This window comes from Gordonia sp. C13 (genome assembly GCF_023218005.1).
Classification (GTDB): Bacteria; Actinomycetota; Actinomycetes; order Mycobacteriales; family Mycobacteriaceae; genus Gordonia; species Gordonia namibiensis.
On sequence record NZ_JALPSY010000002.1, the window covers coordinates 255,276 to 279,393 of the forward strand.

The following is a 24,118-nucleotide window of genomic DNA, read 5'->3' on the forward strand; positions in this document are numbered from 1 at the left end:
GTAAGCCAACACTAACCCAGCGATTAGGGGGAATTAATCGGACCGCGGTCCGGTTATGGTGGTCGAGGCTGCCACGGCAGCGCGATCGGTACGCAACGGAAGGCGCGACATGCAGTTCGGAATCTTCAGCGTCAGCGACATCACGACGGATCCCACCACGGGCCGGACACCCACCGAGAACGAACGGATCAAGGCGATCGTCGAGATCGCCAAGAAGGCCGAGGACATCGGCCTCGACGTGTTCGCCCTCGGTGAGCACCACAACGAGCCGTTCTTCTCGTCCTCGCCGACGACGACCCTCGCCTATATCGCGGCGCAGACGGAACGACTGCAGCTCAGTACCGCGACCACGCTCATCACCACCAACGACCCGGTGAAGATCGCCGAGGACTTCGCCATGCTTCAGCATCTCGCCGACGGCCGCGTCGACCTGATGCTCGGGCGCGGGAACACCGGACCGGTCTATCCGTGGTTCGGTCAGGACATCCGGCAGGGCATCCCGCTCGCGATCGAGAACTATCACCTGCTTCACCGGCTCTGGACCGAGGACGTGGTCGACTGGGAGGGGAAGTTCCGGACGCCGCTCACGTCGTTCACCTCGACCCCGCGCCCGCTCGACGGCGTGGCCCCGTTCGTGTGGCACGGGTCGATCCGTAGTCCGGAGATTGCCGAGCAGGCCGCGTACTACGGCGACGGTTTCTTCGCCAACAACATCTTCTGGCCCAAGGAACACTTCCAGCGGCTGATCGCCTTCTACCGGGAGCGCTACGAGCACCACGGCCATGGCAAGGCCCACCAGGCCATCGTCGGCCTGGGCGGCCAGTTCTTCATCCGGCCGCGATCCCAGGATGCGGTGCGGGAGTTCCGGCCGTACTTCGACAACGCGCCCGTCTACGGTCACGGCCCGTCGCTGGAGGACTTCACCTCCCAGACGCCGCTGACGGTGGGCAGCCCGGCCGAATTCGTCGACAAGACACTGTCGTTCCGCGAGAGTTTCGGGGACTACCAGCGACAGTTGTTCCTCGTCGACCATGCGGGACTGCCGTTGAAGGTCGTCCTCGAACAGCTCGACCTGCTCGGCGAGGTCCTGCCCGAGCTACGCGAGGGGTTCGCTCAGGGCAGGCCCGCCGACGTCCCGGACGCGCCGACCCACGCCTCGCTGGTGGCCGCCCGCCGCGAGGGCGAGAAGATCGAGGTGCGGTCATGAACGGGGGTGCGGTGCGCCTTGTGGCGGTGAACGGCGGGCTCTCCGAACCGTCGTCGACGCGGATGTTGATCGACCGGATGACGGCGGCGGTGACCGACGCCCTCGGCGAGCGGGAGGCCGCCGTCGAGGTCGAGGTGATCGACCTGCGCGATCTGGCCGTCGACCTCGGCCGCGCCATGACCGTCGGGTTCGCCTCCGGACAGGCCCGCGCCGCTCTCGACGCCGTGGAATCCGCGGACGCGTTGATCGTGGCGTCCCCGGTGTTCAACGCCTCCTACAGCGGACTGTTCAAGATGTTCTTCGACCTGGTCGACGTGGACGCGATGTCCGGCAAGCCCGTGCTCATCGCCGCCACCGGCGGCAGCCCGCGGCACTCCATGGTGCTCGATCACGCGCTGCGCCCGCTGTTCTCCTACCTGCGAACCGTGACCGTGCCGACCGGGGTGTACGCGGCGTCAGAGGACTGGGCGGGCGCCGAGTCGGCCGGCGGTTCCGGGCTGAGTGGTCGAATCGACCGTGCGGCAAACGAACTCGCAGGGCTCATCGGGCCGCGGGCCGCGGGTGGTGCCGCGTCAGACACCCGGAGCCGCGTCGGCGACACACAGCACGACGCGCGTGGTACGGGACCCGACGTGCGCCAACAGACGATCGAGGCGGCGGGCATCGCCAACTTCGCCCGGTTGCTCGGCCCTTCGTGATGGCCCTCCCCAGGGAGCGGGGCTCGGCGTCAGGCGCGGCCCGGAGTGTTCTTCCGGGGACGTAGCCGAGAGTGCGGCAAAGCGGGTGCGGGCAGGTGCTGGATGTCGCCGTCGTAGCCCCGGACCTGACCGAACCGTTCACTGTGGGCCATCCACTCCTCGCGGAATCCGACGATCTCGTCGTGCGTGCGGCCGATGAAGTTCCACCACATCACGATGTCCTCGCCGAATGGGGTGCCGCCGAGCAGGATCACCCGGGCGGTGTCGTCGGAGACGTTGGTCAGCGTCAGTCGCTGTGCGCCCACTCCGACGTAACCCAGTTCGGTGCGCTGGAGAGGTGCAGCGTCGGTGTCGGCCACCACGATCGTCCCGGCGTCGACGAGGATGCCGTGCTCGAAGGTGGGATCGACGTCGAGGTCGACGGCCGCGCCGGGCGCGAAGTCGAGCTGGGCGCCGAGCAGCGGCGTGAACGTGTGCACCGGCGATCGGGTGCCGAGCAGCTCGCCGAGGAACACCTTGGCCGTGACCCCGTCGAGTACGACGTCGTCCGGGCGGTGGTGGGCGAAGTCCCGTGGGGTGTCGACGGCATCGGCAGGAAGGGCGGTCCACAGCTGTACGCCGTGCAGGACCGTGGTCTCCGGCGTCGACACCTCGGTGTGGGCGATGCCGTGTCCCGCGGTCATCAGGTTGATCTCGCCGGGGCGGACCATCGCGTGGTTGCCCATCGTGTCGCGATGCTCGACTTCGCCGGTGAACAACCAGCTGACCGTCTGCAGGCCGGTATGCGGATGCGGCGGCACATCCATCCCGCCGGTACTCGCCACGTCGTCGGGCCCGTAGTGGTCGACGAAGCACCACGCGCCGATGAGCGACCGCGAGCGTTGGGGGAGGGTCCGGTGAACGGTCATCGCGCGCGGACCGCCGAGGGGTACGTCGCGTGCGGTGAGGACCTCCAGATGAAGGTGCCCGGACCTGGTCGCGCTCTCGGCGTCGGTGCGGCATTCGACCTCGGCCGGCTGGGCCTCCAGATTGCTCATGGCGACCATTCTCCCCGGCGTCGGGACCCCCGGTGCCGGGAACCGCGACTCAGGCGACGGCCGGGTTCTCGAAACGCATGGTGATCTTCTGTACCGAGCTGGTCATCAGTGCGTGCCGGCCGAGCCGCAGAGAGCGGAGTTCGGCGGCAATCGGGTGGTCGCCGAGCGTGAGGCTCGCCCCGCCGAGGCGGGTGCGGGTCCCGCTCACCGAGGTCAGGCGCCAGGGCGTGAGCCGGGTGACGCCGTCGAGTTGGGAGTAGGCGTGCAGCACGGTGTCTGCGGTCGTGTCCGGGACCTTGATCCCCGGTTTGATCCGCAGGTCGGCGATCAGCAAACCGTCTGCCTCGAGCCGACCGTGCCGGGTCGACGAGGCGTGGTCGACGTCGAACTCGGCCAGGGTCTTGGGGAAGCCCCAGATCCCGCGCCCGGCCGCGAGGGTGAAGTCACCGTCCACCGGGAGGCGGTGCACGAGAGCGCGCGCGTCGCCCTTCGCGAGAGAGCGGAGCGCGCGGAGAGGCGAGGTCGGGGGTTGGGACGGGTCGTCGACGAGGAAACAGACACCGAACTCGTTGTACGGCCCGAGGTCGCCGTCGACGTAGTCGACGAAGACCAGCATGCACATCGCACGTCCCGGTCGGATGCGGAGCGGACGCAGGGTGCCCGGGCGTGCGGACTCGCTGTCGATCGCACGCTGGACCGCGGCCGCGTCTGCGGTGAAACCCGCGACGAAGCACTGCGCGTGCCGGATCTCGACGGGCATGGTCACCGTGGTGCCGAGGATGTCGTGGGACGAGGGTGCGGTCACCGGTACTCCTTCTACTGGTCTGACGTGGGGTCTTCCGGAACGGTTCGACGCAAGACTAGAACGTGTTCTAGTCTTGCATGATCAGGCCGTGGAGACGTCGGAGAAGGCGGATGTCCTCCATCCTGTGGACACCGGAAGCGACAAAACGAGACGGATTGTCGCAGGTCCCGGCCGGAAACCGGCCGATGTCCGACTTGTCGTATACGGTTCGCCTCGTGTGCGGTCGCGCCACGCTGTGTAATTGCTGAGAGACGTGTGCAAGCCGCCCGGTGAGCCGACGAAAGGGGGCGTCGTCGATGCCCGAGGGTAACGTCGCATCGCCGCACCGAAAGGGTGCCGCACCGAGCCAGGCGCAGACGGCGAGGTGCACGCGGTGACGACGCACGACGCGGCGGCGGTGGACCGTGCCATCAGAGTGGGGATGGTCGATGACCATCGTTCGCCGATCTGGGGGATCGAGCGGGTGCTCGACCCCGTCGACGACATCTCGCTGGCGTGCTCGGCGTCCACGGTTGCGGGCGTGCTCGCGGGAATGCCACTCGATGTTGTGCTGCTCGATCTGCGCCTCGACGACGGCACCACGCCCAGGGAGAACGTAAACACGCTGTCCGCGGCCGGTGTTGCCACGGTCATCTACACATCCGGAGAGCATCCGGCGCTCCTGCGGTCGGCGGCTCGAGCGGGTGCGCTCGGAGTGGTGCTGAAGTCGGCGGAGGAGTCCGTCATCATCGACGCCATCCGGGCGGCCGCCGAGGGACGGGCGGTCCTCACCACCGAGTGGGCTGCCGCCATCGACGGCGACCCCGAGCTGGCCGCGGTTGATCTCTCGCCCCAGTTGCAGAAGGTGCTGGCCCTGTACGCGTCGGGGGAGACGTCGGCGCGCGTGGGAGCGGCCCTCGGTGTGTCCGCCGAGACGGTGAACGAGTACCTCAAACGCATTCGCCAGAAGTATGCAGACGCCGGCAGGCCGACCCGGACCAAGGTCGATTTGTTCAAGCGTGCGGTGGAGGACGGCTGGCTTCCGGTGCCGCAACGGCACCGGAGCCGAGGTTCGTCGGAACGTCGACAATAGGTCGATCCGGATCGGGTCCAGGGACTACCCGGTTCGGAATCAGTAGTTAAAAAAGGGGAACGGTGGGGATTCAGTGGTCGATCGGCGCCGGAACAGTAGAAGTCCCCATTTCTGGGTCTACCGGGCGACCGACAGCAGCACTACTTTCAGATCATTGGGAATACGCGTGGAGCGTGCGGCGTCGGGGGACGTGGGCGATGCGCCAGAAAATAGGGGATGGACCAGTGACGGCCACTTCAGAGTTCTACCGAACCGCACAGTCCCGGGGGGCCGTGGACCAGCGTCGTGTCGGCTCGCCGGAAACGATGCTCCACAACGGCATCGCCCGGCTTGTGGACTATCGCCCGGCTGTCGACCGTGCACCGGCGGCGCTGCCGCGGCCGAGCCTGTCCGACCGTGAGGTCGAGGTTCTGCTCGCCTGGCTCGCTGCCGAGTCGAAGGAAGAGGCGGCAGCCCGACTCTTCATCTCGGCGTCGACCGTGAGCACCCACCTCGCACGCATCCGTGCCAAGTACACCGCGGTGGGCCGTCCGGCGCCGACGAAGACCCATCTCTTCGCGCGCGCACTCCAGGACGGATACACCAGCCTCGATCGCTGGTGAACCTCTGACGCGCGACCTGCGGTGGTCCCCGAAACGCGGTTCAGCGCAGGTCGCGCGCCAGTTTGGGCCAGGTCGCGTACAGGTCGTCCTGCCAGTAGCCCCACGAGTGGGTGCCGGTCGGCCGGAGGTTCACCTGCACGGGAAGCCCGAGGGAGCGCATCCGCTGCACCATCTGACGGGTACAGATGTCGATGGCGACCTCGATGCCGCCACCCACGACAGCCTGGTTGACCAGGTCGAAGGCGCTGCCGTCGATGCTCGGGTCGCCCAGCTGCTCGTGTGAGCCCGGTAGTCCGGTACCGCTGGTCATGTACACGTTGGTTCCGCGCAGCTTCTCGGCGTTGAGATACGGGTCGTTCGCGCGCCACCCGGGTCCGTCCAGCGGGCCCCACATGTTGACCATGTTCGCCCCGCCACGATCCTCGACGACCATCCGGATGTACTGCTGTCCGACCGGATCACTCGTCCTCGCGCATCCGCTGAACGCGGCCACGGATCGGTACAGGCCCGGCGCGGCGATGGCCAGGTTGAGCACCGAGGTCCCCGCCATCGAGATGCCCGCCAGGGCGTTCGCGCCGGTGGTCGGGAACTCCTCGTCGATGATCGGCGGGAGCTCCTCGGTCAGGAACGTCTGCCACTTGTTGCGGCCGAGTACCGGGTCGTCACGCTGCCAGTCCGTGTAGTACGAGAAGGCGCCACCGATCGGCGTCACGACGTAGGCGTTCTTGTCGGCGAAGTACCTCTTGTACGTGGTCCGCGCATCCCAGGTCGCCGAGTCCTCGCCGCCGCCGGCGCCGTTGAGCAGGTACAGAACCGGGGCGGGTCGAGACCGGTCGCGTGGGGTCAGGACGGTCACCGCGACCGACCGGTCCATCGCCGCCGAGTGCACCAGCAGCGTCGTCTGCTGGGGGTCGTCGGCGTAGCGATCGATGACCTTTGATCCGGGTGCCGCACCGGCGGGTGGCGAGGCCACGAAACCGAGTGCGGCGAGTAGCGCCGACACCGTCATCAGGACCGTCCAGAACCGTCTGCCGTTCACGTCCACCGCGCCCCACCTTCTTCTCTGTTTTCCACCTCTGCCGACGCAGGTCACGCCGGGCGGCGAAGTGGCCCCGTCGTCAGTGTAGGCATCGAATACAGGCGGACCGGGCGGTACCGCTTCGGCTCAGAGCGGGACCTGAGCCAGGATCGGCGTGGTCGGCTGCGGGGAACCACCCGCGGGCTCGATGGTCACCGCCAGAACCTGCGAGTCCCCGAGATCGTCGACGACGACGGGTTCGGTGTCGCCGCCGGGGATCAGACCGGCCGGGATCGGATTCTCCGATCCGCCCACCAGCCAGAGCTGGAAGGTGCTGTCCGGTGAGAGTGGACTGCCCACGTCCCGGATCAAGGTCACCGCGCGTCCGGCGGTCGCGGAGGTGATGACGGTGATCGTGCCGTGGTCGTCCGCGAGGGGTTCGGCCGTGACGGTCGCATCACCGGCGGCGAGGACCGTGAGGACCTCCTGTTGCGTCTCGCCGACCGCGATCGCCGCGGGTGAGGGCTCCGGTGCCGTAGTGCGGCCGATGAGCACGCCGGCGCCGAGGGCGACGGCGACGGTCGCCGCGGCGGCGGCGAGCACGGCTGCCTTCCGCCGCGGACTCTGTCGGCGTCCGCCGATGGGGACGGGCTGGGGTGTCGTCGACGGTTCCGGGCCGTCGGTCTCGGCAGCCTCGTCGAAGACATGGGTCAGCACCCGGCGCCGAAGATCCGAGGGCGCCTCGAGGGCGTATGTACTCGCGAATCCGGCCATGGTGGTGTGGATCTCGACGATCCGGGCCTCATAGGCCGATCGCACATCCGGCGGCAGTGCGGCGAGTTCCCGTTCCGCGCGGAGGGTCTCCTCCGGGGTCAGGGCGGAAACGGCATACAGCTCGATGTGGTCGTCGAGCCAGGCGGACATTCGGTCGTCGGGCTCCGCGTCGGTGGTTGTCATGGTCAGGTCAGGCATCCTCCTGCGTCCTCAAGCACTGTTTCAGGCGGCGAAGGCCGTCCCTGATGCGGGACTTGACGGTGGGCAAGGGGGTCTCGGTCTGCTGTGCCACCTCCGGGTAGGTCAGACCGCCGAAGTAGGACATCTCGATGGAGCTCCGTTGCAGATCGGTCAGCTCGCCGAGGCATGTGCGTAGCGTACGCGCCTCGTCGGCGTGGACAACCACCTCGAGCGGAATGTTGCGTGGGGTTTCCACGGAGACGGCGCCGTAGTCCGACATCCGGTCCTGCTGGAGCTGTTCGCTGCGTACGCGGTCAACGGCCCGGCGATGGGCGATGGTCATCATCCACGTGAGGACCGACCCCCGGGCGGCGTGGTACTGGTCCGCCTTCTGCCAGTACTGGAGGTAGGCCTCCTGCACGATCTCCTCCGCGTACTCGCGGTCGCGGACGACGCGGAACGCGAGTCCGTAGATGCGCGAACTCGTCAGGTCGTACAGGCGTGTGAACGCGGCACGGTCCCCGGTGGAAGCCGATTCGAGAAGATCGCGCAACAAACGAGATTCGTGTCCACGTCCGTGGTCCGCATCGGGGGTCGCGCCGCCGTCGTCCGATGTCACCTCATCACGGTAACCGGAACGGTCGGAACTTCTCCGGCGATCGGCGATCACCGGTTCGCGGAACGTCGGTAAAGGACAAGGGACACAGGGACGCACACGGCCAGGATGACCAACGAGGAGCCCACTGCATACCCCACGGCATGGTCGGCAACCCATCCGGTCGCGGTCGGGAACATCGGTGGCGCCTCGTTCCCGAAGAGCTGCCGGCAGGCGGTCGCGACGGCAGTCACCGGGTTCCATTCCGCGATGGTGCGCAACGGGCCGGGGAGGCTCTGCGCGGAGATGAACGCACTCGACAGGAATGTCACCGGGAACATCCAGAGGAAGCCGATGCTCTGTGCCGCTTCGACATTCGGCGCCGCCAGACCTGACACGGCGCCGACCCAGGCCATCGCGATGGCGAAGAGACCGATGATGCCGAAGGCTATCGCGGCGTCGCCGGCGCTGCCGTAGATCCGCCAACCGATCGCCAGTCCGCAGGCGACCATCACCGCAAGTCCGACGGCGCCCAGGAGCATGTCCGAGGTGACCCGGCCGCTGATGACCCCCAGTCGGGACATCGGCAGTGAGCGGAGGCGGTCGATGATCCCGTCCGAGGTGTCGTTCGCCAGACCGACAGTGGTGAAGGCGGCATTGAACACGACGGTCTGCGTGAAGATGCCCGCCATCAGGAATTCGCGGTACGAACTACCGCCGAAGGTCGCTCCGAAGACGTAGGCGAAGAGAAAGACGAACATCAGCGGCTGGATCGTCGCGCTGATGAGGAGCGTCGGTATACGTTTGACGGTCAGCAGGTTTCGCTCGACCAGTACTGCGGTGTCAGTGAACACGGGCTCGCTCCGATCGGCTGGGCGGAATGTCGGTTACGTCCGTGAAGTTGTCATCTGTTCCGACGACAACGTCGGCAAATCTGTTGACCGCCTTGCCATTGATGTCCGCTTCGGCGACCGTGATGTCCGACTCGGTTGGCACGTCGGCGATCTCGTCGACCGGGGGAGTTCTGTCACCGGAACGCTCGGTGAGTGTCAGGAAGACGTCGTCGAGGGTGGGTGTCGACACGGATGCGTCGACGACCTCGATGCCGGCGGTCGACAGCGCCCGGACCGCCGCCACGGCACTGCGGGTGCCGGCGTCGACGGGAACCGACCAGCGCGCCGAATCGGTGCCGGTGCCACCGTCCGATCCCAGGCGTTCTGCGGGTCCGACGCCGATGCCGGTGAGGGACGCCGACACCTGCGCGTCGGCGTCGTCCGTATGGGGGACAACGACTTCGACGGTGAGGATCGATCCCCCGGTGGCGGACTTCAGTTCCGCCGCGCTTCCCTGGGCCCGGATCGTGCCGTGGTCGATGACGGTGATCTCGTCGGCGAGGGCGTCGGCCTCCTCGAGGTACTGCGTCGTCAGCAGAACCGTCGCGCCGGAGCTCACCTGCTCGGCGATGACCTCCCACATCTGGCGTCGTCCGCGCGGGTCGAGTCCGGTCGTCGGCTCGTCGAGGATCACCAGTGAGGGGCGATTGATGAGGGCGCCGGCGAGGTCGAGGCGACGCCGCATCCCGCCCGAGTAGGTCCGCATCGGTCGGTCGGCGGCGTCTTCGAGGTTCAGCTCCGCGATCAGTTCGCGGGCACGTTCCGATGCCACTGCACGCGGTTGCCCGTACAACTGGCCGACCATGCGGAGATTCTCGAAACCGGTCAGGTTCCCGTCCACGGCGGCGTACTGGCCGGACACCCCGACGATCTTCCGGACCGCGCCGGGATCGGCGATGGCGTCGATGCCGTCGACGATGACCGAGCCCTCGTCGGGGGTCATCAGCGTCGCCACCGCGCGGACCGTGGTCGTCTTGCCTGCGCCGTTGGGGCCGAGGAGGGCGTGCACCGTTCCGGTGGGGACCGACAGATCCAGGCCGTTCAGGGCATGGACACGCGGACCGCGGCCGAACAATCCGGTGCGGAAGGTCTTCTGCAGCCCGCGGAGCTCCAACGCGTACGGTGACGCCCCACGGTCCGGTGCGTCGTCAGCGATACTGTGTCGCCCCACGGGTGACCTCGCTTCCCTCGTCCTGTGCGCTCTCCATCGTCCGGATCAGACTGGCGGGCCGCATGTCTCGCCAGTTCTGTTCGACGTACTCGAGGCATTCGTCGTGGCCGGACGGTCCGAAGACGGTCCGCCAGCCGTCGGGGACGGGGGCGAACTCCGGCCACAGCGAGTGTTGGTTCTCGTGGTTGACGAGCACCCGGAAGACTCCGTCGGTGTCATCGAAGGGATTGGTCATCACTTCTCCTGTCGTGTGGCGGCCGCCGGAGCTCCCGGCGATACACCGATGGCATGTACCCAGTCGGACACGTGCTCGGGCAACATCATTCGTGCGTGGGTGCTGTGCGCCTCGATCTCGACGACCCGTCCGGTCACCTTCGAGTGCCAGGCATCGACGGCGGGCGCGCCGGGCTGGGGGTCGACGGTTGCGGTGACGAAGGTCAGGTCGCCGTCGTAGAGACGCGGCCGCCACCTCTCGGCCAGCGGGGAGGCGTGGCGGAACACCTCGTGGACCGTGCCCAGGGTCTCCCGGGTGAGCCCACCGAGCGCCCCGCCCACCGTGGAGATGAGGCGGTGGGCATCGGCGACGGTGAGTTCGTCTGTCCCGGAGAGGTCTTCGCTGTCGAGTTCCAGGCCGAACTCGCGCATCAGGTCGGTGATCGAGGCCTCGGCGTCGAGGTCGGGTCGCTCGGAGATGACGTAGCTGTCGAGCACGACGAGCCGGGCGACCTCGTCGCCGGCCTCGCGCAGCTGCACCGCCATCTCGTGCGCGATCAGTCCGCCGAGGGACCACCCCACGAGGTGATACGGACCTTCCGGCGCAACGGTCCGGATCTGCGCCACGTACTCGGCGGCGAGGTCGCCGATCGAGCGTGGACAGGGCTTCCCGGACAACGCCGGATGTTGCAGCCCGTACAGGGCACGGCCGGCGGGAAGGTGGGGCAGGAGCGAGGTGAAGCTCCACGACAGCCCGATCGCCGGATGGACGACGAACAGAGGTGGCTCGCCGACACTTTCGGCGATGTCACCGCGTTGTCGACGCAGCGGCAGGAGCATGTCCAGCCCTGCCGTGCCGGACTGTTCCGACGGGTCGCTCGGAGCCGCCCCGTCGATGCCCAGTGCCGCAGCGAGTTCCGCCGGGCTCGGCGCGCCGAAGAGCGACTGCGCGGACACCTGGCGGCCGGTCCGTTCGGTCAGGCGGGAGGTGACGGCGGTGGCCAGCAGGGAATTGCCCCCGAGGTCGAAGAAGCCGTCGTCGGCTCCGATGGTGTCCGGGGCGACCTCCAGGACCTCGGCGAAGATCTGCGCGATCGTCGTCTCGCCGCCCGGGGCCGGTGCGCGACGCGCGGCGTCGTCGGTGGGCGCGGGCAGCGTCTTGCGGTCGAGCTTGCCGGTGGGGGTCAGCGGGATGGAGTCGAGCAGGGTCACCGAGGTCGGCACCATGTGCCGGGGGAGCCGGCGACTCACGCGGCGTCGTAGATCGGCGGGGTCCGGTGCGGTTGCGTTGGCCGCGGTGACGTAGCTGCGGAGCTTCGCCGCCGCGCCGGTCCCTTCGACGAGGGTCACCGCGAAGTCGACATCCGGCTCGGTCGTCAGGGCGTCGTCGATCTCGCCGAGCTCGATCCGGAAGCCGCGGACCTGCACCTGGGTGTCGCTGCGGCCCACGTAGACCAGTCGCCCGTCCTCGGTCCAGCGGACCAGGTCGCCGGTGCGATACATCCGACGACCGGCGAAACGCGGTCCGGTGACCATCGGCGCCGGCACGAAGCGGGTCGAGGTGAGGCCCGGCCGGTGATGGTAACCCCGGGTGACCTGCGGTCCCATGAGATAGAGCTCGCCCACCACCCCGGCCGGGACGGGATGCAGACGCTTGTCGAGGACGAGCGCTCCCACCCCGTTGTTCGGCGTGCCGATCGTCAATTGCCGGTCGGGGGCGAGGGATTCGCTGCCGGTGATGATGATCGTGGTCTCGGTCGGACCGTACACGTTGATCAGGGTGCGTCCGGGAGTCCAGCGCCGGACCAGGTCGGCGCCGTAGTCCTCACCCCCGACGGCGAGCGCCCGCAGCGAGGGCACCGCGGCCGGTGACATGCTCGCGACGGCCGCCGGCGTGATGAACGCATGGGTTACCTGCGCGGAGTCGATGACATCGCTGAGGGCCTCACCGCCGTAGACCTGCGGTCCGACGATGACCAGCGGCGCCGAACCGGCAAGGGCGAGCAGCATTTCCAGCACCGAAGCGTCGAAGCTGGGCGACGCGAAGTGCAGCACCCGCGACATCGGGCCGGGGGCCAACCGGTGGGCGAGTTCGTCGTGCACCGGACGCAACCCGGAATGCGGCACGAGTACGCCTTTCGGACGGCCGGTCGAACCGGACGTGTAGATGATGTACGCGAGCTGATCGGGCCGGATCGTCGAACCGCGTTCGGCATCGGTGATCGGCGACGGCGACGAGTGCTGCAATCGGGTCATCGTCGTCGCGTCGTCGAGGACGAGCAGCGGTGTCGGTTCCCCGGCCATCCCCGCAGCGATGGATTCGGTTGCGGCCGAGGTCGTCACGACGAGCCGTGCACCGCTGTCGCCGAGCATGTGGGCGATCCGGTCGGCAGGATAAGTGGGGTCGATCGGCACATAGGCGGCACCGGTCTTCACGATGGCCCAGATCGCCACGAGAGACTCGATGGACCGCTGCACGGCCATCGCGACCACGTGTTCGGCGTCCGCGGCGCCGACGCCGCGACCCAGCAGGACGCGGGCCAGCCGGTTCGAACGGGCGTCGAGCTCGGCGTAGGTGATGGTCTCGGGAGAATCCGGCGATCCCGCCATGGCGGCCAAGCCATCCGGGTTGCGCTGCACAGCTTGCGCGAACAACCGGTCGAGCGTGGTCGGCATCTGTGCAGGGCGACCGAGTGACGGTGTGCGCTCGGCGATCTCGAGTGGGTCGGTGATCCGGATGTCGCCGATCGGGCGCCCCGGGTCACCCAACATGCCGCGTACGACCCGCATCAGGCGCGTGGCCAGGAGTTCGGCATCCTGTCGCCGGTATCGAGCCGTGTCGTAGGTCACCTGGAGGGCGGCGTCGCCGTCGCGCATGCCGGTCAGTGTGAACTGCAGGTCGAACTTCGCTTCCGGGGAATCGAATTCGGCGATCGACGCGCGGAGTCCCGCATCCATCTCGATGGTCGTCGCCGGCAGGCCCTCGGTTGGTCCCTCGGTGTTCCCGGCGGTGTAGTCGTGGACGGACAGCGCCACCTGGAACAGCGGGTGCCGTCCCGGGGTGCGCTGCGGGTTCAGCGACGCGACGATGTCGTCGAACGGGAGGCCGCGGTGGTCGAGCGCGTCGACGTCGGCGTCGCGTACCCGGCGGACGAGTCCGGCGACCGTGTCGGCCGCCTTCAGGCGCGTCCGCAGCGGCACGACGTTGACGAACATGCCCACCACACCGCTGTAGTCGTGGTCGGCGTCGTGGCCGAGGCGATTGGCGACCGGGCTGCCGACGACGAGATCGTCGCCGAGGCCGAGCCGGTTCAGCAGGATCGCCAGTGCTGAGTGCAGGACCGAGAACGGCGTGGTCGACTGCTCGCGGGCGAAGGCGATCAGGCCCGCCCGCGTGTGTGCCGGAAGTGCGAGACTCACGGACCCTGCTCCGGATTCGGACGGCTGTGCAACATCCGTCAGCGGTGCGACGGTGGTCTCCGCCGGGGCGTCGGCGAGGGTCTCCTCCCAGAAGCGGAGGTCGTCGGCGAGGCTATCGGCGTCTGCGCTCGCGAGCGCGTGATCACGGTAGTCGATGTCGGCCGGCGTCCAGTTCTCGGTACGGCCGCGTCGGCGTTCGCCGTAGGCGCGGGTGAGGTCGGCGACGAGGATCGGGAGCGACGCACCGTCGGCGGCGATGTGATGCAGGACGAGCACGAGTACGTGTTCGGTGTCGGCATTCGCGGTGGTGCTGTCCGCGACGAGCGTCGCGGTGATCGGCGCGCGCCGGGTGAGATCCATGGGCCGGGTTGCGGACCGGGTGATCTCGGCGGCGATGTCGGTCGTCCACTGCACGGTGAGGTCTCCGATCACGGCCTCCGGGTCGTCGAGCACTCGCCCCATGGGGCCGTGTTCGTCGGATTCGAAGATGGTGCGCAGGCTGGTGTGCCGGGCCACGATGTCGACGAGTGCGCCGCGCAGCGCCGGCACGTCGAGTTCTCCGCGGAGGTGCAGCACGAAGGGCATCAGGTACTCGGTGGACTCGGGGTGCGCGGTGGCCATCGAGTGGAGTCGACGCTGTGTGGGAGCCAGCGGGAACCGCTCGGGCCGGTCCGAACGCCGGATGGGCGCAGCATCTTCGACTGACCCCGAGATGACGTCGGCTGCGTCCGGTGCACTCGCGTCCCAACCCTGCGGGAGCACGAGCAGCTGCGCGAGCGCTTCGGGTGTCGGGTGATCGAAGACGTCCCGTACCCGCAGCCGTTCACCGATGTGGACGCGGTTGATCCGGCTGACGAGCGTGGTCGCCTGGAGCGACGTGCCGCCGAGGAGGAAGAAGTCGTCGGTGGCCCCGACCTCGTCCGGACGGAGATCGAGGACGTCGGCGAGGATGTGCGTCAGCGCGGTCTCGGCGAGAGTGCGTGAAGCGCGACCCGACGTCGACACCGCTGTCGTGGCGGGGGCGGGGAGCGCGCGATGATCGAGTTTCCCGTTGCGCGTCAGCGGGATCGAGTCGAGCACGACGACCGCCGACGGGACCATGTGGCGCGGTAGCCGCTGCCGGACGGTGTCCAGGATGGCTGCGGTGTCCGGGGCGGCGGCCGGGTCGGTGGAGGTGACGTACCCGACCAGCACCGCGTCGGCACCGTGCCCGCGGACGACGGTCGTCGCGAAGTCGACGCCTTCGGCGGCGCTCAATGCGGCGGTGACCTCGTCGAGTTCGATGCGGAAACCGCGCACCTTGACCTGGTTGTCGCTGCGGCCGTGGTAGATCAGCGATCCGTCGGTGTCGCGCCGGACGATGTCGCCGGTGCGGTACATGACGTCACCGGAACCACTGGGTCGGGCGACGAACCGGGTGGCGGTCTGTCCACGCCGGTCCAGGTAACCGCGGGCGACGCCCGGTCCGCTGATGTACAGCTCGCCGGGGACGTGATCGGGCACCGGGCGTAGGCGATGGTCGAGGACCAGTGCGGTGCAGTCGGTGACCGGGGTGCCGATGGTGATCGGCGCGCCCGGACGGAGCGGTTGCGACATGACGGCGACGATGGTGGTCTCGGTCGGGCCGTAGGAGTTGATGTAGCTGCGGTCGGTTCCCCACCGTGCCACCAACTCCGGCGTCGAGGCCTCGCCCCCGACTCCGAGCGTGCGCAGCCGAGGGAGTGGACGCGGGGCCGCGGTGGCCAACGCAGCCGGGGTGATGAACGCATGGGTGACTGCGCGCTCGTCGACGAAGTCGACGAGTTCGTCGCCGCCGTAGATCGTCGACGGGACGATCACCATCGTCGCGCCGACCTCGAAGGCCAGGAGGAACTCGAGCATCGCGGCGTCGAAGGCCGGCGAGGCGAAATGCAGGGTGCGGTCCCCGGGGGCCACCCGGTAGCGATCGCGTTGCGCTGCACCGAACGCGGCGAGTCCGCGATGGGTCACGCTGACGCCCTTGGGCTTTCCGGTGGATCCGGAGGTGTAGACGACGTACGCGAGCGAGTCGGTGTGGCGCGGACCTGCGAGCGAGTCGGCGCCCGGGGTCGGACTCTCCCACGGGACACCCAGGATGCCGGGAGAGGCCCACCAGATCTCCTGTGGCACGTCCGCGAAGCGATCTGCGGACGTGATGCCCAGGCGGGCCCCGGAATCGCTGATCATGTGGGCGACCCGGTCGGCGGGGTAGCGGGTGTCGACAGGAAGGATCGCGGCACCGCTCTTGGCCACCGCCCAGGTGGCGATCACCGACTCGATGCTGCGCTCGAGTGCCACGGCGACGACGTCGTCGGTGCCCACCTCGAAAGCCTGCAGGTTGTGCGCCCAGATCGTCGAGATCTCGTCGATCTCGGCGTAGGTCAGACTGCGATCGGAGTCCTCGACGGCCACCTGGTCGGGATACCGGCGTGCCGTGGCGGTGATGATGTCGGCGAGGTGGCGCGGTGTGACCGTGGGTTCGCCGACCGGTTGGAGGTCTGCGGTCGTCGTCAAGTGGAGATCGTCGAGGGGGACGTCGGGGTGCGCCGTCGCGGCGTCGGCAAGTTCGGCGAACATCCGGGCCAGGATCTCGACGCGAGCGCGGGTGTGGACGTCGGTGGCATACGTGAACCGTGCGCGCCCGTCCCGGATACGGAGCTCGAGATCGAAACGCGCCACGCCGGTGTCGATCTCGTCGGCATCGATGCGCAGGTCGGAGATCCCGGAGCCGTCGGCGAGCGGACCCGATGGCGCTCTGTCGGTGGAGGCGTCGGTCGTCTGCGCGTCGAAGGCGAGCGCGATCTGGAAGATCGGATGCCGACCGTCACGAGGCGGATTGACCATCGACACGATCCGCTCGAACGGCATGTCGGATTGCGAGAGCGCCTCCAGGTCGCGCCGGCGAACGGAGTCGAGCAGAGTCGTGAAGCTCTCACGACCGTCCACAGGGGTCCTCAAGACCACCGAGTTCACGAACATCCCGACGACGTCGGCGAGACGGGGGTCGTTGCGCCCGGCGACCGGGGTGCCGATGACGATGTCGGAGGACGCGCCACCCACATGGGTGGCGGGATCGGCGTGTAGACGGTGGAGCAGCGCCGCGAACAGTGCATGCACACTCATGAATTCGGTTGCGTGGTCGGGGGAGACGGCCATCAGCCGGCGACGGATCTCGGCGCCGAACTCCACCTCGACGACCTCGGCACGACGAGGTCGTCCGGCCGGGGCGTCGGGGATCAGGATGGGACCGGCGTCGATCCCGTCGAGTTCGCGTCGCCACCAGTCCGTGAGCTCACCGTGGTCGGCGAGGTTCTCGGCCTGCCACCGCAGGTAGTCGAGGTAGTCGATCGCGGTGTCGGTCATGGGCCTAGCGCCGGTCGTGGTTCCGTCACGGAGTTCGGCGTAGGTGTGGGTGATGTCCCGGTGAAGCGGGATCATGGACCACCCGTCGGCGGCGATGTGGTGGATGACGATCGACAGTCGGTGGTGCATGGCGTCGCCGTCGATCCGGTGCAGTGCGGTCCGCAGCGGGAGGTCGGTGGTCAGATCGAAGGGGCGGGCGGCGAGAGCGCGGGCCATCTCCGGCCAGTGCGCTTCCGTGATGTCGGTGACCGCGAGATCGAGGGTGGCGGCGCCGGCGGGGTGCACCTCGAGGACAGGCCTGCCGTCGAGGTCGGGATAGACGGTTCGCAGCATCACATGACGGTCGACGGTGTGCCGGATCGCGGCGGCGAGTGCCTCGACGTCGAGATGACCGCGGAGGTCGAGCGCGAACGCGATCGCGTAACCGGCTGTCGCGGAACCGTCCCCGTCGGCGGCCTCGCCGACGGCGAGCTGGTTGAGGAACCAGAGCTGCTGCTGGGCGGGACCGGGCTCGACGGGTGCGTCGGGATCGTGCACGAGACGGGGGATACGCGTCACGTTCGTGTCCGGTCGCTCGAGATCCCGCGCGGGCACGAGGCGTGCGATGGCGGCGACGGTCGAATGGTCGAAGACCTCACGTACAGGTATCCGGTGACCGGTCAGGTGCTCGAGAGCGCCGACGATCTGGGTCGCCAGCAGTGAGTTCCCGCCGAGGTCGAAGAAGTCGTGGTGACGGCCGACGGTGTTGGGTTCGAGGTCGAGACGTTCGGCGATGAGGTCGGCCACGGTCTGCTCGGTGGGCGTGAGCGGCGCGACGTAGGCGACGCCGGTCTCGACCGGCAGGGCCTCCGGTGCGGGCAGCGCGCGCAGGTCGACCTTGCCGATCGGAGTCGTCGGGATCTCGTCGAGTTCGACGATCGTCGACGGGATCATGTGTCGAGGAAGACGATCCGACAGACGGTCACGCACGTCGGACGCGGTGTCCCCGGTACCGTCCGCCATCGTCACGTACGAGACGAGATGGGCGCGGTCGCCCTCGCCGTGGGTGGTCGTGACCGCCGCACGCACCGCGGCGTCGGCGACGAGCACGGCGTCGATCTCGCCGAGTTCGATGCGGTGACCGCGGACCTTCGTCTGATGGTCGGCGCGGCCCCGGAACTCGAGTTCGTGGTCGGTCGTCCAACGCACCAGGTCGCCGGTGCGGTACATCCGCTCGCCCGGGTCGCCGAACGGGTTGGCGATGAACCTCTTCGAGGTCAGTGGGCGCACCCCGTGGTACCCGCGGGCGAGATGCTCACCGGCGATGTACAACTCGCCGACCGCGCCGGGGGCGACCGGTTGCAGACGCTCGTCGAGCACGAGTGCGGAGACGCCACGAATGGGCCGTCCGATGGTCAGTGTCCGGTAGTCGGGTTCGATCGGCGACGACACCGCCGCGACGACCGTGGTCTCCGTCGGGCCGTAGGCGTTGAACAGCCGCGGCCCGCTCGACCACGTACGCACCACCTCCGGGTTCGGGTGCTCGCCGCCGATGACGAGGGCCTCGAGTTCGGGGACGTCGTCGGGCGACATGGTGGTGAGCACGGACGGGGTGAGGAAGGCATGGGTGACATGGCCTTCCCGCATCAGGTCGGCCAGTTCGGCGCCGCCGACGATGCCCGGGGGGATGATGTGCATCGTCGAACCGGCCGCGATCGCCATCAGGATCTCGAGTACCGACGCGTCGAAACTGGGCGAGGCCATGTGCATGGTCTGGCTGTCGGGGGTGATCCCGTACTGCGTGACCTGCTGCGCTGCGAAGTCCGCGAGACCGCGATGACTGACCACCACGCCCTTGGGGGTGCCGGTGGTGCCGGATGTGTAGATCAGGTAGGCGGGCTGGTCCACATCGAGCGGGGCCGGGCGTTCGGCGGACGACACCGGGGCGGCGGACATCCGGCGCACCGATTCGATGACCTCGTCGTCGTCGAGAACGAGAGTCTGCGGAAGGTGCCCGGGGCTGCTTGCGGTTTCGTCGGCCAATGCGGTCCGCGGGTCGGCGGACCGGTCGGTGAGGAGGAGGCAGGAACCGGAGTCGTCGAGCATGTGCGCGATCCGCGCCGGCGGGTAGGCCGGGTCCACAGGCACCCACGCGGCCCCGGACCGGGCCACGGCCCACATGGCGATCATCCAGTCCATGCCACGCGGAAGCACCACCGCGACATGGCGTTCGGGACCGGCGCCCCGTTCGATCAGCAACCGCGCGAGCCGGTTCGACGCGGCGTCGAGGTCGCGATATGTCAGCGACCGCGTGCCGTCGGTGATGGCGATCCGATAGGGGGAGGACGCGGCGGCCGTGGACAGCAGAGTTGTCAGATGCTCGACGGGTCGCCGTCCCTCGCCGACCGCGGGAACGAGGTCGAGTCGTTCGTGGAGGTCGAGGACCGGGAGGTCGCCGACTGCGGAACTCGGCTGTGCGGTGGCCGCCTGGACCAGGCGGTCGAGACGCGAGGAGAGCGCGGTCACCGTGGACCGGTCGAACAGGGCGGTGGCATAACCGATCTCGAGTGAGAGTCCGGCGGGCTCGCCGTCGCTGTCCTGCGTCTCGGTGAAAGTCAGTTGAAGGTCGAAGGTGGTGTACCCGGTGTCGACGCGTGACGCGGTCGCCGAGAGGCCGGCGAAGTCGAGACGGATGGCCGAACGGTCCTCGAGCGCGAGCGACACCTGGAAGAACGGATGGACGTGCGATGACCGGTCCGGGTTGAGTTCGGTGACGAGACGGTCGAAGGGCAGGTCGGCGTTGTCGAACGCGTTGAGGTCGACGTCGCGTACGTGCGCCAGCAGGTCGACGAACGCGGCGTCCTTGTCGACCGCCGTGCGCAGTGCCAGCGTGTTGACGAACATGCCGACGAGACCGTCGAGGTCGGCGTCCCCGCGCCCGGCGACAGGAGTTCCGACGACGACGTCCGACGACTGGGACAACGACCGCAGCAGGACGGCCACGGCGGCGTGCAGCACCATGAACACGGTGGAGCCGGTGGCGGCAGACAGATCTCGGATGGCGCGGTGCGTGTCGGGTGAGAGCGTGTGGGTCACCGACGCGCCCGATGCGTCGCCGCGGCCGGTACGCGGGCGGTCGAGTGGGAGGTCGGTCTCGCCTGGGGCGTCCGCGAGGGCGGCCCGCCAGAACTCGAGTTCGGCGGTGGCGCCGGTGCTCTCGGACAGCCAGGTATGGCGATCCGCGCTGACCTGTGAGTAGGTGACGGGCAGTGCGTTCCAGTCGGGTTCGTTGCCGTCGCGCCGGGCGCGATAGGCGGTTGCCAGGTCCCCGGCGAGGGGTGCCAACGACCATCCGTCCGCGGCGATGTGGTTGACCACCATGGTGAGGCGGTGGTCATCGTCGGAGGTGCGGACGAGACGCGCCCGGATCGGCATGTCGACGCCGAGATCGAAGGTCTGGGAGGCGAACTCACGGTCGGGGAGATCGCGCACGTCCGGTGTCCGTAGGACCGGTAGGTCGACGGAGACCGTCTCCGGCGATCGCGGCGACATGAAGGCGATGCCGTCCCGCTCGACGACGATGCTGCGCAGCGGTTCGTGGCGGACGATGACGTCGTTGAGGGCCTGCCGCAGGGCGTCGGTGTCGAGCGTGCCGACGAGCCGGACGGTGAAGGGCATGTTGTAGGTTGCCGCGCCGGCCGGATCGAGGCGGGTGGCGAGCCACAACCGGTGCTGTGCCGGTGAGAGGGGTACCGGGGAGCCGGCGAGGACGGGTGAGCCGGTGCGAGGGGAGGTGTCCTCCGGGGAATCGTCGACTCCGACACCCAGTTCGGCGATCGCCTCGACGATCCCGCCGATGTCCGCGGCGTCGAAGATCGTGCGGATACCGATCCGCCGGCCGGTCGCCTTCGACAGGCGGGAAGCCACTCTGGTCGCGGACAGCGATGTGCCGCCGATGGCAAAGAAGTCGTCGCGCAACGAGATCGGCGCGCTCTCCGTCGGCTCCGGGTCCAGTCCCAGGACATCGGCGACGGTGCGCACGACGAACCGGTCGAGCGCGGTCTCCGGTGCGACGAACTCGCGGTCGGAGCGGAGTTCCGGCCGGGGGAGCGCACGGCGGTCGAGCTTGCCGTTCGAGGTGGTCGGGAGCTCGTCGAGCACCATGATGACCGTCGGGATCATGTGCGAGGGAAGCGCCGACTCCAGTTCTCTGCGCAGCTCGCGGGTGTGCAGGTCGGCGGTGCCGCTGACGTAGCCGACGAGGACCGGTCCGTCGACCACGAGGTCGTCGCGGACGACGACACCCGCGGAGGCGACACCGTATAGAGAACCCAGCGTCGCCTCGATCTCGCCGAGCTCCACTCGCTGGCCGCGGATCTTCACCTGGGAGTCGGTGCGTCCCAGGTACTCCAGTTCACCGTCGGCGTTCATGCGGACCAGATCGCCGGTGCGGTAGAGACGTGCGCCGCTCCCGTCGGGGGAGGCGACGAATCGCGCCGCGGTGAGGTCGGGCCGTGCCCGGTAACCGCGGGCGAGTTGGACGCCCCCGAGGTACAGCTCGCCGACCGCGCCGGGCGGCTGCGGACGCAGGCGGTGGTCGAGGACGTGCACGCTGGTGTTCCACACCGGTCGGCCGATGGGCACGACCGGGACGTCCGCACGGCAGGCGTCGTGGTGGGTGACGTCGATGGCCGCCTCGGTGGGACCGTAGAGATTGTGGATCGGTGCGGAGGTGAGCGCCGCGGTCGTACCGACCGTGCCCGGCGTCAATGCCTCGCCGCTGGTGAAGATCTGGCGCAACGACCCCAGGGTGGTCGTGGCGCGACGGTGTGCACCGCCCGGGGTGTCGGAGTCGGCGGAGAGGGCTGCGGAGAACGCGGTGAGCATCGACGGGACGAAATGCACCGTGGTGATGCGGTGTTCGTCGATCACGTCGCGCAGGTACCAGGGGTCGCGGTGTCCGTCGGGCGAGGGGACCACGAGCGCGGCCCCGGTGACGAACGGCCAGAAGAATTCCCAGACCGACACGTCGAAGGTGGCCGGGGTCTTCTGCAGGACGCGATCGGACTCGGTGAGGGAATACCACTCCTGCATCCATCCGAGCCGGTTGACGATCGCACGGTGGGTGATCGCCACGCCCTTGGGCTTGCCGGTCGAGCCGGAGGTGAACAGCAGGTACGCGGTGTTGTCGGGGCCGGCGACCCGCGCGGGTTCCCGTAGGTCGGGGTTCGCGCGCAGTTCGCCCAGATTCTCCTCGGTGAGGACGAGATCCGGGGCGGCCACCGCCAGGATGTGCTCGAGACGATCGGCCGGCTCGTCCGGGTCGACCGGGACGAAGGCCGCGCCCGCCCGGACGACGGCGTGCAGCGCCAGTACCTGGTCGACGCTGCGTCGGAGTCGGACGGCGACGATGCTTTCCGCTCCGATGCCGCGATCCTGCAGCGCGGCTGCCAGGGACCGTGTCTGCCGGGCGAACTCGGCATGGGAGAGTGGCTCGGTTTCGACCGAATCCCGCGGGTGCGCTGCGATGAGGGCGGGCGCTTCGGGATGGGCTGCGGCAGCCTCGTCCAACAGGTGGACCAGGGTGCGGTCGCCGAGTTCGACGTGGGCGCCGGTGGAGTGTTGCGACAACTCCGCGTACTCACACTCACGCAGCACGCTGACATGGGACACCGGGGCGTCGGGAGCGGCGGTGACGAGAGCTTCGAGGAACTCGACGAGGCGCCGGTGATGGGTGGCGATCTCGTCGTCGGAGTAGATGTTCGGATTCGCCTCGAGATCGACGCTCATACCGCCGTCGAGGCTGTCGTAGACGTTGACCGAGACGTCCTCGATCGGCCCGGTGGACAGCACGTTGAGCTCACCGTGCACAGGCCCGAAGTCGATGTGCTGGAAGAACAGCATCACGTTGACCAGCGGTCCGAAGAACCCGCGACGCGCCCCGGCGGCTCCCAGGATGTCGGCGACGATGTCCTCGTGGCGGTACTTCTGGTGGCGCACGGCGCTCTTGATCTCCGCGTTGACCTCCGCGAGCAGATCGGCCACGGTGGCGTCGTCGTCGAGTGCGACGCGCAGTGGGACGACGTTGGAGATGAGGCCCGCGGACGTTCGCAGGATGTCGCGGTCGCGTGCCGCGACCGGGAGGCTGAGGACCGCCTCGTCACGATCGGTGAACCGGGCGACGTAGGCGGCGACGGCGGCGGTGATGACCGACGCCGGCCGCACCCGGTGGGCTCGTGCCAGGGAGCGGATGCGGGTGACCAGGTCGTCGTCGAGGGTCGCCGAGTTGACCTTCGACAACGGCGCTGCCGGACCGGAACGCCTGGTGAGAGTGGCCGACTCGGGCAGGTCGGCCAGATGGTGCGACCAGTACTCCCGATCGGCGAGGAACTTCTCCGACGTCCGGTACTGGACGTCCATCGCAGCGATCTCGGCCATCGTCGCGGTGTCCGCCAGCGGAGGAGCGGTGTCGTTGACGATGGCCGTGTAGTGCGACGAGACGCGGAGCATCAGGTACATGGCGGCATAGCCGTCGTACCCGATGTGATGACCGCGGCAGTACCAGATCGAATGTCCCGGACCGATTTTGAGCAGGTGTGTGTCGAGGAGGGGATCGGAGAACATGTCCGGACTCTTAGACCGGTGGTCGTCGATCCAGGCCAGCGCGGCTGCGCGCGGGTCCGCGGCGTCGCTGAAATCCTGTGTGCCGACGACCAATCTGCGCGACCGGTCGATGGTCAGGGTTGGTTCGGCGTCATCCGTCGGGGTGAGCCGCAGCATGGAGGCTTCCGTCTCCAGCTCGGTCAGCGTCGTCGCTCGCTGCAGGATTTCGGGATCGATGTCCACCGGGGCGCCGTCGGAACCGGTTGTATTGCTGCTGAACTCGATGTACGCGTCAATCGTCAGCGGCACATCGGGTTCGAGCTGCTGGGCATAGAAGATGCCGCGCTGGGCGGCGGTCATCGGGATCGCGGGGTCGGGGGCGGATGTGTTCTCGATAGGGCTGGTCGGCCGGATCGTGTGTTCGGTGGTCACGCATTCCTCCCCTGTGTACGCGCGCCCGGCAGTCGAGG

13 protein-coding genes are annotated in these 24,118 nt (G+C 68.7%); 4 read left to right on the forward strand and 9 right to left on the reverse strand.

What is annotated here, in order from left to right; genetic code table 11:
- The first annotated feature begins 109 nt into the window (after nucleotides 1-109).
- Together M1L58_RS03495 and M1L58_RS03500 are read left to right on the forward strand one after the other, a co-directional pair.
- Nucleotides 110-1,207: an LLM class flavin-dependent oxidoreductase gene (locus M1L58_RS03495; protein WP_006867030.1), complete on the forward strand. Its 1,098-nt coding sequence runs from the start codon at nucleotides 110-112 to the stop codon at nucleotides 1,205-1,207.
- The gene (locus M1L58_RS03500; protein WP_248657839.1) at nucleotides 1,204-1,905 is read left to right on the forward strand and encodes an FMN reductase; all 702 of its coding nucleotides are present in this window, start codon (nucleotides 1,204-1,206) and stop codon (nucleotides 1,903-1,905) included. The genes M1L58_RS03495 and M1L58_RS03500 overlap by 4 nt, the downstream gene beginning before the upstream one ends.
- A 29-nt stretch (nucleotides 1,906-1,934) precedes the next feature.
- Here M1L58_RS03500 and M1L58_RS03505 read toward each other — a convergent pair whose 3' ends face one another.
- Nucleotides 1,935-2,942, reverse strand: coding sequence for a pirin family protein (locus M1L58_RS03505; protein ID WP_248657840.1), 1,008 nt, complete (start codon nucleotides 2,940-2,942; stop codon nucleotides 1,935-1,937).
- Nucleotides 2,943-2,991: 49 nt separating this feature from the next.
- The gene (locus M1L58_RS03510) at nucleotides 2,992-3,747 is read right to left on the reverse strand and encodes an acetoacetate decarboxylase family protein (protein WP_248657841.1); all 756 of its coding nucleotides are present in this window, start codon (nucleotides 3,745-3,747) and stop codon (nucleotides 2,992-2,994) included.
- A 421-nt stretch (nucleotides 3,748-4,168) separates the two neighbouring features.
- Here M1L58_RS03510 and M1L58_RS03515 point away from each other — a divergent pair, with 421 nt between their 5' ends.
- Nucleotides 4,169-4,819 (forward strand): helix-turn-helix transcriptional regulator, encoded by a 651-nt coding sequence (locus M1L58_RS03515; protein ID WP_248657866.1) that lies wholly within the window; start codon nucleotides 4,169-4,171, stop codon nucleotides 4,817-4,819.
- 224 nt (nucleotides 4,820-5,043) lie between these two features.
- Nucleotides 5,044-5,421 (forward strand): LuxR C-terminal-related transcriptional regulator, encoded by a 378-nt coding sequence (locus M1L58_RS03520; RefSeq protein ID WP_248657842.1) that lies wholly within the window; start codon nucleotides 5,044-5,046, stop codon nucleotides 5,419-5,421.
- Nucleotides 5,422-5,461: 40 nt separating this feature from the next.
- Here M1L58_RS03520 and M1L58_RS03525 read toward each other — a convergent pair whose 3' ends face one another.
- From M1L58_RS03525 to M1L58_RS03555, 7 genes are all read right to left on the reverse strand, one after another.
- On the reverse strand, nucleotides 5,462-6,466 hold the full coding sequence (locus M1L58_RS03525; RefSeq protein WP_006867024.1) for an alpha/beta hydrolase: 1,005 nt from the start codon (nucleotides 6,464-6,466) through the stop codon (nucleotides 5,462-5,464).
- Nucleotides 6,467-6,586: 120 nt separating this feature from the next.
- A complete protein-coding gene (locus tag M1L58_RS03530; RefSeq protein WP_248657843.1) occupies nucleotides 6,587-7,411 on the reverse strand; it encodes an anti-sigma factor in 825 nt (274 codons plus the stop codon).
- Nucleotides 7,404-8,012: an ECF RNA polymerase sigma factor SigK gene (sigK, locus tag M1L58_RS03535; protein ID WP_040536243.1), complete on the reverse strand. Its 609-nt coding sequence runs from the start codon at nucleotides 8,010-8,012 to the stop codon at nucleotides 7,404-7,406. The genes M1L58_RS03530 and sigK overlap by 8 nt, the downstream gene beginning before the upstream one ends.
- 47 nt (nucleotides 8,013-8,059) lie before the next feature.
- The gene (locus M1L58_RS03540; RefSeq protein WP_006867021.1) at nucleotides 8,060-8,842 is read right to left on the reverse strand and encodes an ABC transporter permease; all 783 of its coding nucleotides are present in this window, start codon (nucleotides 8,840-8,842) and stop codon (nucleotides 8,060-8,062) included.
- The gene (locus M1L58_RS03545; protein ID WP_248657844.1) at nucleotides 8,832-10,052 is read right to left on the reverse strand and encodes an ABC transporter ATP-binding protein; all 1,221 of its coding nucleotides are present in this window, start codon (nucleotides 10,050-10,052) and stop codon (nucleotides 8,832-8,834) included. Before M1L58_RS03545 ends, M1L58_RS03540 begins: the two co-directional genes overlap by 11 nt.
- Nucleotides 10,030-10,287, reverse strand: coding sequence for an MbtH family protein (locus M1L58_RS03550; RefSeq protein WP_005197647.1), 258 nt, complete (start codon nucleotides 10,285-10,287; stop codon nucleotides 10,030-10,032). The genes M1L58_RS03545 and M1L58_RS03550 overlap by 23 nt, the downstream gene beginning before the upstream one ends.
- Complete coding sequence (locus M1L58_RS03555; protein ID WP_248657845.1) at nucleotides 10,287-24,080, reverse strand: non-ribosomal peptide synthetase; 13,794 nt, start codon at nucleotides 24,078-24,080, stop codon at nucleotides 10,287-10,289. Before M1L58_RS03555 ends, M1L58_RS03550 begins: the two co-directional genes overlap by 1 nt.
- Nucleotides 24,081-24,118 lie beyond the last annotated feature (38 nt).

Coding starts and splice junctions, on each gene's coding strand:
- M1L58_RS03515 (WP_248657866.1), top strand. CDS start 4,169: ATGGTCGATGACCATCGTTCGCCGATCTGGGGGATCGAGCGGGTGCTC.
- M1L58_RS03495 (WP_006867030.1), top strand. CDS start 110: ATGCAGTTCGGAATCTTCAGCGTCAGCGACATCACGACGGATCCCACC.
- M1L58_RS03530 (WP_248657843.1), bottom strand. CDS start 7,411: ATGCCTGACCTGACCATGACAACCACCGACGCGGAGCCCGACGACCGA.
- M1L58_RS03550 (WP_005197647.1), bottom strand. CDS start 10,287: ATGACCAATCCCTTCGATGACACCGACGGAGTCTTCCGGGTGCTCGTC.
- M1L58_RS03505 (WP_248657840.1), bottom strand. CDS start 2,942: ATGAGCAATCTGGAGGCCCAGCCGGCCGAGGTCGAATGCCGCACCGAC.
- M1L58_RS03500 (WP_248657839.1), top strand. CDS start 1,204: ATGAACGGGGGTGCGGTGCGCCTTGTGGCGGTGAACGGCGGGCTCTCC.